8 protein-coding genes and 1 tRNA gene are annotated in these 13,085 nt (G+C 37.1%); 6 read left to right on the forward strand and 3 right to left on the reverse strand.

Annotated elements, in window-relative coordinates:
* Positions 1 to 217: 217 nt before the first annotated feature.
* Complete coding sequence (locus AC1WHX_RS05905; protein WP_278584808.1) at positions 218 to 1,717, forward strand: potassium/proton antiporter; 1,500 nt, start codon at positions 218 to 220, stop codon at positions 1,715 to 1,717.
* A gap of 134 nt (positions 1,718 to 1,851) precedes the next feature.
* On the opposite strand, the gene AC1WHX_RS05910 is transcribed toward AC1WHX_RS05905, so the two are convergent.
* Together AC1WHX_RS05910 and AC1WHX_RS05915 are read right to left on the reverse strand one after the other, a co-directional pair.
* Complete coding sequence (locus AC1WHX_RS05910; protein WP_302544556.1) at positions 1,852 to 2,817, reverse strand: Acg family FMN-binding oxidoreductase; 966 nt, start codon at positions 2,815 to 2,817, stop codon at positions 1,852 to 1,854.
* Positions 2,818 to 2,834: 17 nt separating this feature from the next.
* The gene (locus AC1WHX_RS05915; protein WP_303115624.1) at positions 2,835 to 3,437 is read right to left on the reverse strand and encodes a TetR/AcrR family transcriptional regulator; all 603 of its coding nucleotides are present in this window, start codon (positions 3,435 to 3,437) and stop codon (positions 2,835 to 2,837) included.
* Between the two features lie 431 nt (positions 3,438 to 3,868).
* Here AC1WHX_RS05915 and AC1WHX_RS05920 point away from each other — a divergent pair, with 431 nt between their 5' ends.
* Positions 3,869 to 4,381, forward strand: a complete 513-nt coding sequence (locus tag AC1WHX_RS05920) for an RNA polymerase sigma factor (protein WP_481228985.1) — start codon at positions 3,869 to 3,871, stop codon at positions 4,379 to 4,381.
* Between the two features lie 339 nt (positions 4,382 to 4,720).
* Here the strand turns inward: AC1WHX_RS05920 and AC1WHX_RS05925 are convergent.
* Positions 4,721 to 4,794 (reverse strand) — tRNA-Ala (locus AC1WHX_RS05925).
* Positions 4,795 to 5,009: 215 nt separating this feature from the next.
* On the opposite strand from AC1WHX_RS05925, the gene AC1WHX_RS05930 reads away from it, so the two are divergent.
* The 4 genes from AC1WHX_RS05930 to AC1WHX_RS05945 form a co-directional block, all read left to right on the forward strand.
* Positions 5,010 to 5,315, forward strand: a complete 306-nt coding sequence (locus tag AC1WHX_RS05930; protein WP_009316701.1) for a DUF4286 family protein — start codon at positions 5,010 to 5,012, stop codon at positions 5,313 to 5,315.
* Between the two features lies 1 nt (position 5,316).
* Positions 5,317 to 5,877 (forward strand): crossover junction endodeoxyribonuclease RuvC, encoded by a 561-nt coding sequence (gene ruvC / locus AC1WHX_RS05935; RefSeq protein ID WP_302544553.1) that lies wholly within the window; start codon positions 5,317 to 5,319, stop codon positions 5,875 to 5,877.
* An 82-nt stretch (positions 5,878 to 5,959) separates the two neighbouring features.
* Positions 5,960 to 9,655: a methionine synthase gene (gene metH, locus AC1WHX_RS05940; protein ID WP_302544568.1), complete on the forward strand. Its 3,696-nt coding sequence runs from the start codon at positions 5,960 to 5,962 to the stop codon at positions 9,653 to 9,655.
* A 3-nt stretch (positions 9,656 to 9,658) separates the two neighbouring features.
* On the forward strand, positions 9,659 to 13,085 hold a 3,427-nt coding region (locus AC1WHX_RS05945; protein ID WP_481228987.1), incomplete at its 3' end, for an AAA domain-containing protein.

The raw sequence follows: 13,085 nt of genomic DNA on the forward strand, positions 1-13,085 counted from the left end.
TCTATAAATAACCCCAAATACTCACAGTTTGTTCATAGAGAAAAATCCGAGTAAAATATTTTCTCCCATATTATTTCTTTTAAAGAATTATACTTATATTTGAAGAAATAAACATATCTAAGTATTATCTATCTGTTATTCATTCTAAAACATATAAAGATAATAATCAACTTTTGATATTATTTGTTATAACTCAATATATTCATTCGGGAGAATTATGATTTTAGACACAGGAAACATTCTTTTAATAGGATCTATTTTACTATTTATCAGTGTTATTGCCGGTAAAGCCGGTTACAAATTCGGAGTCCCGGCATTACTTCTGTTTTTAGGAGTAGGAATGATTTTCGGCAGTGACGGGTTAGGAATACAATTTCACAATCCGCATGAAGCTCAATTTATCGGAGTAATAGCATTAAGTATCATACTCTTTTCCGGAGGTATGGACACCAAATTCACAGAAATCAAACCGATAGCAGGTTCGGGTGTAATTTTAGCAACAATAGGTGTATTAATCACCACAATCATTACAGGAGGTTTTATTTATTACATCTCCGGATACATACCGAATTGTCCGAATCTGACCCTAATGGAATCAATGCTGCTTGCTGCCGTTATGTCCTCTACAGACTCAGCTTCGGTCTTTTCTATTTTACGCTCCAAAGGATTAGGACTCAAACAAAGATTACGACCGGTATTAGAATTAGAGAGCGGAAGTAATGACCCTATGGCATACATGCTCACAATTCTTTTAATACAAATTATACAGATCGGAGAATTTAATGTATGGCAATCGATCGGGATGTTACTCATTCAACTAAGTGTAGGAGCATTGTCCGGATATATTCTGGGACAAGTAACGGTTTGGGTTATGAACCGTATAAATATAGACAACCAATCTTTATATCCAGTATTACTATTAGCTTTCTCGTTCTTTATATTCTCTTTTACAGACCTACTGAAAGGAAACGGTTATCTTGCCGTATATATTGCCGGACTGGTCGTAGGGAATAAAAAAATGGTACACAAACGGAGTACGGCGACTTTTTTCGACGGCTTTTCATGGTTGTTTCAAATCGTCATGTTCCTCACATTAGGGTTATTGGTCAATCCTTCCGAATTATTACCCGTTATCGGTATCGGTCTATTGATCGGTATTTTTATGATCATATTTGCTCGCCCCATCACTGTTTTTCTGTGCTTGTTACCATTCAAATATTTTACCACTAAAGCACGCGTATATATATCATGGGTAGGACTTAGAGGAGCTGTACCTATAATTTTTGCCACTTATCCGTTAATCGCAGGCATCGAAAATTCAAAATTCATATTCAATATCGTCTTTTTCATCACGATCATTTCCTTACTGGTACAAGGCACTACTGTGAGCGCTATGGCCAGATGGTTAAAGTTGGACTCTGAAGACGAAACGAAAAAAGAGTTCGACGTATCATTACCGGATGAAATAAAATCATCTATGTCGGAAATACAAATTACCGAAACCGCTCTTGCAAACGGTAATAAATTGATGAATCTGACACTGCCGGACAATACTCTCGCCGTAATGGTGAAACGGAACAACAAATATTTTGTTCCTAAAGGGCACACAACGATTAATCCGGGAGACAAACTTCTTGTAATCAGCGATAACGAAGAAGAGTTGAAAAAGGCTTATGAAAGTTTAGGCATCGAACGATATTCTATGGAAAAAAATTAAAGGAAGTCGTTAGAGCCTGTCTCCTAAATTTTTCTATAAATAAATTCAGTATTTGAGAAACATATCCCGAGAGATATGAAAATCCTCGGGATATAGATTCGACAAAAAACAGATATTTGATTTCTCTTTACAAATCAGTCTTTGATAAAACAAGACAACGGACGACGCAAAGAGTGTGCCGCAGGTAAAGCATAACCAACTCTCAACAATATTACCGGATACCCTGAAAGAAATAAGTTTTGTCTCAACGTGACCGATAATTCTGCTATTTCACAAGGCTGATTCATAAAGGCACATGCAATACCGCATTGTGTAGCTTTTAACAAAAAACGTTGTAAAACACGCCCCAGCATAATCCAATTGATAATATCATTTTCAGACACAGTAAATAAAGCAAAATGAGATGAAGATTCTATTTTTTTTGAGTCACTACGATTCTGAATCAACGGATTCAAACAGATTTCCATAACCAATTCCGAAACAAAACGAGGCAAATCGGGTGCTCCAAAAACAGAATAACTCAAACCATCTTTAGTTTCCATAGCATGTTTATAATTATATCTCATCCACTTTTTCAACTCATTTTTAAACGCCTTATCCCGTAATTGTATAGTATTCCCGTTTACAATATAGTTTTTCAGCAAATCAAACGAATCCGACCGATTCGGGAACAAATGTACTTTTACACAATCTGTCCAAGATACCGACTCCAACACCCCAATTATATCTGACGAAATTTTTTCTCCTGAATATATTTTTCGATTGGTCTGCCGTACAGAAATCTGATTAAACATCTCTAAAACTGAATCATTTTTTTTTTTCGCACATGTCAGAATTGCAAAAACTCCCCCATCTTTCCGAATATCAAATGTCACGTTATATCCCCGCTTTTGAGCAGCCCAAAAAAAATTCTCAACAGCACAACCTAACGATACAAAAAGCTCCCGATTATCAGGATCGACTATCGGTAAACATTTGCTTATATCCGGATATATACGTATATAATTCTCATCAATTCCGAATAACCAAGGCTGAGTATTATGCCCCGAAGGAGCTTTTACAGTTTGTTCTATTATAAACAAAGCATCTTTTCTATTCATAATCCTAAATTTTAATTTCACAATTTTGAAATCCAAAGGGAGATAAGCTCATCTATTCCTTCCTGTAATTGTTCCCATCCCTCATCTGTCTGAAGAGAAATACCATTATAGAAGTCACAATTTTCCTCAAGTAAAGCAAGATAACTGATCGACGCACTCAACAATGTCGCAATAACGGCAACTTCTCTACAAGGATGACCGGACAACCGGGACACAGCCTCTATAAGCCATACACCTTTGTCTTCTCTCTGTCTCCTCAAATCTTTGATAAATTTATTACCGGACATAAACTCCCATCGATATAACCGACGTAATGTGTAATTTTCCCTAAGAACAGCGATCTGACAATGAAACATCTCTTTTATAAAATTCTCCAATCCCTCTTTTTTCGGTAAATTCGATTTAAAGTTTATCCAAAAATCATACTGTTCGATATAAGCCGCCACAAGTCCGTCTAATGACCCGAAATATCTGTATATAAGCATCTTCGATACTCCGGCTTTGGATGCTACGGCATTTATACCTAATTTCTCAAAACCGGATTCCTCAATCAATTCCTGTATAGCTGACAATAAACGTTGCTCTGTCGCTTTTCTGTTTCTTAAAAGTTCTCTCTCCATATAGTTTATATAACATTCAGAAACAAATATATGTTACCTATCGGTAACATACAAGTGAATATATAAATAAACCAAGATCAAAAAAATTTTATCCCCATCAAATGCGAATAGTATAAATATATTAAATTACACACATATTATAATTATTATAGATATACCATTTCACATAAAAGCCCCATATTATTAACAATGTCAAAGACGAATTTAACATAGCAATTTTTTTAGCAAAAAGAAAAAATAAGATTTCACAAAGCTATACGATGAAAATTTTATGTACATTTAGGTGCTTAATCTTATGTACGGATGCACAAACATGCACGAAGAAGATCTTTGGAATCCTCGTCGTGTGTATGTTTGTGTACCGTTAATTAAGATTAAGCAATTGATTAACCGACGAGGATTCCTTTTTGTTCACGATAAATTCAAAATAAATGGAAACCTTTAATTTCGAACATGAGTTACTCTGCATTCAAGAAAAACTTTTAAATTTTGCCATAGCTTTAACGCATAACCCGACATACGCATGGGACTTAGTACAAGAAACAAATGTTAAAATATTGGAGAACCGTAATAAATTCGAAAGCCATCACTATCCGATTAAACTAGGTTATACTTTTATTAAGAATCTTTTTATTTCAGACAGAAGAAAGATAAAACAACTTCAGGAAAAAGCCATAATTCTCGATCCTCAAGACCATTATAAAATCGAAGGAGGTGAACCTGTTCAAATAAATTATGATTACAACTACATTCTGGAAGTTTTGAATCTTTTAGACAACCAAAGTAGAAAAATAATAAAACTTCTTATTGAAGGAAAACGATATGCCGAAATATCAGAAATTCTAAATATCCCAGAAGGTACGGTAAAAAGTCAAATACATCGTATCCGGGAACAACTTAAACAGTCGTTAGCTGAACTGTTAGAAACAGATACAAAAGAATAAAGAAATTTACAAATTAACAGGAAATAAATTAGGAGAAGATATTTAACCCTAAACTGAATTCAAATATTTTTATATATAAACTCATCAGTATTTGTTGTATTATATAAATATTTGATTACTTCTTTTTCAAATCCAATTAAATACTCTCATACATTACTTATTAAAATGAATAACAAAAAAATTGAGATAAAAGGTATTAATTACCAACGTAAGCAATTTTGAGATGCTTCAATACTTGGTATTCTATATAAACAGAAAATAAATTCATCTCCTATTTTGACTCCTAAAAACAAAAAGCGCTTATAATTTATTGATTATAAGCGCTTAAAAAAAACAAAGTGGAGCATACAGGACTCGAACCTGCCACCTTTTGACTGCCAGTCAAACGCTCTAGCCAGATGAGCTAATGCCCCCTTTTCTTGGTGCAAAGATAGAATCATTTTCGAATAATCACAATATATCACGAAGTTTTTCTATTTTTGCAATATATAAAAACGGGCAATACAGAGTTATTCAAATTTTATGGAAATCTCTTTTGACAGCTCATTCATAGTTAATAAGTTGCATTTCAAATTCTAAAAAATCGAATTTGTTCTACCTCGATCGAAACTAATTATAAATAAAAACAATGATCATAATCAATACAACATACCACGCATCTGACAATATAAAAGAAATATTCATCAACTGGATAAAGGAAATATATATTCCGACAGCTTTACAACATGAAGAATTAAGCGAACCTCAGCTTTGTCGTATAATAACAGGAAACGAAAATGAAGGAGAAAATTTCTCACTCCAATTTCACGTAAAAGATACGGCTTCTTTGTCTCGCTGGTATAACGAGACCGGAGATGATCTAGCACATGCTTTGACCGAAAAATTCAAAGATCAAGTCGTAGGGTTTACTACTCTTCTCGAAATTATCGAATAATATGCCGAAGGAAAGAATTATTATCGGTATTGATCCCGGAACTACAGTCATGGGATACGGAGTACTAAAAATAAACGGTAATAAGCCGGAACTTATTACCTTAGGTATCTTGCAGCTTAATAAATTCGATAATCATTATATGAAATTACGTAGGATATTCGAAAGGGTGTTAGGACTGATAGATCAATATCATCCGGATGAGATGGCTATCGAATCGCCTTTTTTCGGAAAGAACGTCCAATCTATGTTAAAGCTCGGAAGAGCACAAGGTGTAGCGATGTCAGCGGCATTATACCGAGATATTCCTATTACAGAATATGCACCTCTGAAAATAAAAATGTCTATCACCGGAAACGGTAACGCCTCTAAAGAACAAGTCGCAGATATGCTAAAACGAATGTTACATATTCCGGAAAAAAACATGCTGCCGCAATTAGATGCCACAGACGGGTTAGCTGCCGCTTTATGTCATTTTTTCCAAACAAATCGCCCGCAAACGGAAAAAGCTTATACAAGCTGGAAAGATTACATTGCAAAAAATCCCTCAAAAATTAAGAAATAAATATTTCTCCGGCACTTTCCTATTTTTTTATAACTTTGCTTTCGCTTAAAAGAATAAAACGTAAGAGAGCAAAAGATCACAAATTCAGAAAAATATGACGATACAAGATGCGCTAAAGCAACGAATATTGATTCTCGATGGTGCAATGGGTACTATGATTCAACGTTATAACCTGTCTGAAAGCGACTATCGAGGAAAACTTTTTACTAACCATCCCGAAGAGCTTAAAGGCAATAATGATATTTTATGTCTCACTCAACCCCAAATCATCAGCGAAATACACGAAGCTTATCTACAAGCCGGATCGGATATCATCGAAACAAATACATTTAATGCAACATCCGTGTCGATGAGCGATTACGGCATGCAGAATCATATACGGGAAATAAATATAAAAGCAGCGCAATTAGCACGCAAAGCAGCCGATAAATACACAACAGAAGATAAACCTCGTTTTGTTGCCGGATCTATCGGACCGACAAACAAAACCACATCGATGTCTCCGGACGTAAACAATCCTGCATTCAGATCTTTGAGCTACGATAATCTGGTATTTTCTTACCTGGAACAGATAAAAGCTTTGCTCTCCGGCGGCGTAGATGCTCTATTGGTCGAAACCGTATTCGACACGTTAAATGCAAAAGCAGCTTTATTTGCCGCCACTGCGGCAATGGAAGAAACCGGAATTCACGTTCCGATCATGGTTTCTGCCACAGTCTCCGATTCCGGAGGTCGAACATTATCGGGACAAACATTAGAAGCTTTTCTCGCATCGATACAACACGCCCCAATTCTTACATTAGGATTGAACTGTTCCTTTGGAGCTCGAGACATGAAACCTTTCTTGAAACAGTTATCTGAAATCGCACCGTATTATATCAGTGCTTATCCCAATGCCGGACTGCCGAACCGTTTCGGAGAATATGACGAAACTCCCGAAGCCATGGCAAATCAAATGAGAGAATTCGTTGAAGAAAGACTGGTCAACATCATAGGGGGATGTTGCGGCACTACTCCTGCACATATAAAACTATATAATGAGTTAATCGACGGGAAACAGCCTCATATTCCCATTGATAAACCGAATGTATTATGGCTTTCCGGATTAGAACGTCTCGAAATAAAGCCGGAAAACAATTTCATTAATGTAGGAGAGAGATGCAATGTTGCCGGCTCTCGTAAATTTCTCCGCCTCATTTCGGAAAAAAATTATGAAGAAGCTTTGGGCATCGCCCGAAAACAAGTAGAAGACGGTGCTCAAATCATCGATATAAACATGGATGATGCCATGCTCGACGCAAAATCGGAAATGATCACATTTCTAAACCTGATTGCTTCCGAGCCGGAAATATCGAAAGTTCCTGTCATGATCGATTCATCCAAATGGGAAGTAATAGAGTCAGGGCTAAAATGCGTGCAGGGTAAATCTATTGTCAATTCGATCAGCCTGAAAGAGGGCGAAACCATATTTCTCGAGCATGCCCGTATGATTAAGAAACTGGGAGCTGCAATGGTCGTCATGGCATTCGATGAGAATGGACAGGCAGACAGCTTCGACCGCAAGATAGAAATATGTGAACGGGCATACAAACTATTGACCCAAAAAGCAGGTATAGATCCAAACGATATTATTTTCGATCCGAATGTATTGGCTGTAGCAACAGGTATAGACGAACACTTGAATTACGGTATCGATTTCATCAAAGCTACGGCATGGATCAAGAAGAATCTACCCGGAGCAAAAGTAAGCGGAGGAATCAGCAATCTCTCTTTTTCTTTCCGAGGGAACAACTACATACGAGAAGCAATGCATGCAGCATTTCTTTTTCATGCTATTAATGCCGGAATGGATATGGGAATCGTCAATCCCGGAACTTCCGTCACATATACAGACATACCGAAAGAGGTTCTTTCGGTCATCGAGGATGTAATACTGAACCGGAAACCGGACGCTACTGAAAAACTGATAATTCTCGCCGAAGAATTAAAAAATCGGCAAAACGGCAAGACCGTAGAAAAAAAAGATATAAGAGACGAAATGACCTTAGACGAGAGATTGGAATATGCATTAATCAAAGGTATATCCGAAAATCTGGAAACCGATTTGTCCGAAGCCATGCGAGTATATGGCAAGGCCGTAAAAGTCATAGACGGTCCGCTTATGAAAGGAATGAACACGGTAGGAGAACTATTTGGTGCCGGGAAAATGTTTTTACCGCAAGTCGTAAAAACAGCTCGTACAATGAAACAAGCGGTAGCCATTCTTAAACCGTTTATCGAAGCTGATAAAACAGACAAAAGTTCTCCGGAAAAAGCCGGCAAGTTCTTGCTGGCAACAGTTAAAGGTGATGTTCATGACATCGGGAAAAATATCGTAGGGGTAGTTTTGGCGTGCAACAACTATGAAGTTATCGATTTAGGGGTTATGGTTCCTACCGAAAAAATCATAAAAACCGCCATTGAAGAAAAAGTGGACATCGTCTGCTTAAGCGGGCTTATTACTCCATCTCTCGAAGAGATGTGTCATGTAGCTGAAGAAATGGAGAAAGCAGGGATGACAATTCCTCTCATGATCGGTGGAGCAACGACTTCAAAAATACATACTGCCGTAAAAATAGCCCCTCGTTACAGCGGTCCGGTGATTCACGTGAAAGACGCTTCTCAAAATCCTCTGATCGCAGCACAACTGGCAAACAGCGAAACCCGAAAAATTTTCTTGGAACAACTAAAAAAGGAACAAGAAAAACTCAGAGAATCTATTCAAGAAAAAATACTTCTCACTCCGTTAAGCAATGCGAGAAATCATAAAATCAAAATAGAGTGGGGAAATTATAATCCGGTAAAGCCGTTATTGACCGGGCAGGTTCAAGAACTGCATTTTTCAATTAAAGAAATTCGCCCTTACATCAATTGGATATTCTTTTTCAATGCATGGAAATTAGGAGGGAAATTCGCATCTATCGCATTCATAAACGGATGTGACCACTGCAAGGCATCTTGGCTTACCCAATTTCCGGAACAGGAAAGAGCGAAGGCTGCCGAAGCGATGCAATTATATAAAGAGGCTTCCCGAATGCTCGACAAACTGATCGAAGACCAAACTGAAACGGATATTTTGGTCGGAATATTCGAGGCAAATTCTCAAAATGAGTCTATATATATTCAGAAAGAAGGCGTATCGCACATCATACCTTGCTTGCGACAGCAAGTACAAAAAAAAGGAAGCGAAGCCTGCTATTATTCGCTTTCAGATTTCATCATGCCAGCAGACACCCAAAAGACAGACTATATAGGAGTTTTTACAGTAACGGCAGGAAAAGAAATCGAGAACCGGATCGAATATTACAAACAACAAGACGATAATTATAACGCTCTCTTACTGCAATCTCTCGCCGACCGCATCGCCGAAGCTGCAACCGAACTCTTACATTATCGGGTGAGAAAAGAAATATGGGGATATTCACCGAATGAGACCGCAACAGTAGAAAGCTTGCTGAAAGAACATTATCAAGGAATTCGCCCAGCAATCGGCTATCCGTCTCTTCCCGACCAATCGCTTGCTTTCGACATCGACAAGCTGCTCGGATTCGACCGAATCGATGTTTCATTAACCGAAAACGGTGCAATGAAGCCGAACTCTACGGTCTCAGGAATTATGATAGCTCATCCGCAATCTGCTTATTTCCATATCGGACAAATCGATATGGAACAACGGGCCGAATATTGTAAAAAAAGAAATTTTTCGATAGAAGATTCTTATAAATGGCTTTCTGTATAAAAAATGTACATAGAAAATAAAGTATCCGACTCTGAATCGAAACAGTATCATTTCCCCGATATTTATTTTCAAGATATAACGGAAATACATAATAATAAAGAATTTTCCGTTAAAAGGAAATATGCCGGCTTATATACCGTCTTTATCAATATAATCGAAGAAAAGACGCAAAATTGTCGCATCAGCTTCTCCGGTGTATTTCCAAGAATGACCTATATTTGTAAAAATCATGATTTTTCGGATACAGAAATATATCATCTCAACAAATTCCGCATTCATTGTAACCGGATAAGACAAAATCGGGATATTCCTTCATACGAGGATTATTTATATGACCTGAAAAGCTTGTCCGATTTCATTGCAAAAATATACGGGAGACCGATTCCCGAAAACTTAAAAGAATGCCTTCCTCATGCAACCCGGTCAATCATATCTGCAGACTACGCACCCGATATTAATATAAGAATCACCGTTTCGTCTTGGGATAAAGATTTCATCACAGGCTACACCGAAGATGATAATTCGGTTTTCGTAAAAATAGATTATCACAAATATGCTCAAAATAACGATCTCGACTACATAGCCGATTTGTTAGCCGAGAATACACAATTATATCTGTTGAACACGAAAATCGAAAAAAACGGGATTTTTTGTCCGGAACAAATCATTTACGAACCGGACTATCTACTCGAGATCTCCACAATAGCCCGTTGCTGGAAAGAATATGGTGATCATCCCTGCAATTATCTGTTGGAAAAAATATCGTCTGCCCGAAACACCTCGGCTATGCTCTTAGGAAATCTGGCCGGACAATTTCTCGATGAAACCATCAATACACAAGATCTGCATGAGAACAGTTATAATAACTCGATCAAACGCTTCTTCATTAAGTCTGCACTAAAAATAATCACGTGCGAGGAAAGTCTGAAAGATTTTCATCATCAGGCAAAAGAACAGATGAAAAATATCCGGAATTTCGTTGAAAAAATTTTTCCCGAAATTCATAACATCGAACGGGACAAGCTCATTCTCGAACCGTCTTTTATCTGCAAAGAACTGGGTATTCAAGGACGTGTAGACCTTTTACAGGATAATTACAAAATTTTGATGGAACAAAAGTCGGGTAAAAGAGATATTTATACCAACGGGCATAAAGAAGAACATTATATCCAGATGTTACTATACCGTTTGCTGCTCTCTTATAATTTCAACATCAAAAGTAAAGATTCGGAACAATATCTGTTATATTCGAAGTATCCCGACGGACTGATGCTCGAAAGTTCTTCCGACCCCAACCTCATGAGGAAAATTTTAAGACTAAGAAACCGTATAGTCAAATATGAAATGCTCTACGCAGAAGGTGCAATAAAAAATATTCTCGAAAATCTGACTCCGGAAGAGCTAAATATAAATGCAAAAACAAACGTGCTCTGGAAAAAATTCCAGCTTCCTCATATCCGGCAAATATTAAGTATATATCAAAACGCATCATATCTCGAAAAATGCTATTTTGCAAGACTTTTTACCTTTATCTCTAAAGAGCATCTTCTTGCAAAAACCGGGAATTCAAGCAAAAACAGAGGGTTCTCAGGAATATGGAGATGCGAAGTAGCAGAAAAGGAATCTACCGGGGATATTTTAACAGGACTTGATCTTGTAAATAAAGAAGAGTCAGGAATATACGGAGGGTATGATACGATTACATTTTCCGTCCCGTCACAAGAAGATGATTTACTGCCTAACTTCAGAAATGGCGATATAGTATTACTCTATTCATATCCGGAGGGAGATATCCCCAATGCCTGTAAAGCGAAAATATTACGAGGAACTATCAAGAATATATGTTATACAGAGGTAACCGTCAGACTGCAGTCTCCTCAAAAAAATACTTGTATCTTCCCGGAAAACCAAAAATGGGCGATAGAACACGACTTTTGGGAATCTTCATATACTTCGATTTATCAAGCCCTATTTGCCTTTTTATCGGCAGATAAAAAAAGAAAAGAGTTATTATTGAATTTACGTTTGCCGACAAAAGATTCTACAAAAAAACTAAATGGAAATTACAACACCGAAAATGTATTTCTCAACGATGTAATATTGAAAGCCAAACAAGCCAATGACTACTTTTTGCTAATAGGACCTCCCGGTACAGGAAAAACATCGTATGCTTTGGTTGCAATGGTAAAAGAAGCCCTCTCCGAATCGTCTTCGATACTACTGTCGGCTTATACCAACCGGGCAGTAGATGAAATCTGTGACAAAATGGATAAACACAAGATCCAATATATCAGAATCGGTTCGGAATTATCTTGTGACGAACGTTTTAGAAAAAATCTGTTGGATGAGAAAATACGATTAAATCCGAATGCGGATATTGTTCGCAAAGTAATTCAGGAGACCCGGGTGTTCGTAGGAACGATAACCAGCATATCGGGAAAACTCAACTTATTCGGCATCAAACATTTCGATCTGGCTATTATCGATGAAGCATCTCAAATTCTCGAACCGAATTTACTCGGAATACTATGTGCCAGACATAAGAATCAAATAGCCATAGATAAATTTATCTTCATCGGAGACCACAAACAACTGCCCGCTGTAGTTCAACAATCCGAAAGAGAGTCTATCGTATCAGAACCAGAATTGATAAAGATAGGAATGAGCGATTGTCGTAATTCTCTATTCGAACGGCTGATTAACATACAAAAGAAAAACGGTTCGGAAGATTTCATACACATGTTGTTTAAACAAGGGCGCATGCATCCGGAAATTTCATCTTTCTCGAATGAAATTTTCTATGAAAAAAAGTTGAAACCCATTCCTTTAAAACATCAATTAGAAATACTTCATTGTCCTTCTTACGACAAATCTGACGGCTTACAAAATCTTATCGCCTCTCACCGATTGGCATTTATCGTATCAAAAGGAGACAAGAACCCCATATCCGATAAAACAAACAAAGATGAAGCCATACGTATATCGGCTTTATTAAAAACAATTTATACAATAAACAAAAATAATTTCAACCCTCAAACCGTAGGGGTAATCGTTCCTTATCGCAATCAGATCGCTCTGATACGAAAAGAAATAAAACAACTAAATATCCCAGCATTGTCGGATATCACGATCGACACAGTAGAACGGTATCAAGGCAGCGAACGAGATTTTATTATTTACGGATTTACCGTACAAAAAATTTACCAGCTCGAATTTCTCACCGGAAATGTATTCAAAGATAATGGTCAGACTATAGACAGGAAGTTGAATGTCGTATTGACCCGTGCCCGTAAACAGCTGTTCTTGATAGGCAATCCGCAAATACTCTCATACAATATCATTTTTCAGAAACTCATTAAGTTTATCGACAACAGACAAGGGGTATGCGACATACCTACCGAATATTTCATACAAGGCAAATTCTCTTGCT

It is taken from the genome of Coprobacter sp. (assembly GCF_982436375.1).

What these genes read in the sequence shown, in the direction of transcription:
- AC1WHX_RS05915 (WP_303115624.1), bottom strand. Translation starts at nt 3,437, where the DNA reads ATGGAGAGAGAACTTTTAAGAAACAGAAAAGCGACAGAGCAACGTTTA.
- AC1WHX_RS05920 (WP_481228985.1), top strand. Translation starts at nt 3,869, where the DNA reads ATGGAAACCTTTAATTTCGAACATGAGTTACTCTGCATTCAAGAAAAA.
- AC1WHX_RS05930 (WP_009316701.1), top strand. Translation starts at nt 5,010, where the DNA reads ATGATCATAATCAATACAACATACCACGCATCTGACAATATAAAAGAA.
- AC1WHX_RS05905 (WP_278584808.1), top strand. Translation starts at nt 218, where the DNA reads ATGATTTTAGACACAGGAAACATTCTTTTAATAGGATCTATTTTACTA.
- ruvC (WP_302544553.1), top strand. Translation starts at nt 5,317, where the DNA reads ATGCCGAAGGAAAGAATTATTATCGGTATTGATCCCGGAACTACAGTC.
- AC1WHX_RS05910 (WP_302544556.1), bottom strand. Translation starts at nt 2,817, where the DNA reads ATGAATAGAAAAGATGCTTTGTTTATAATAGAACAAACTGTAAAAGCT.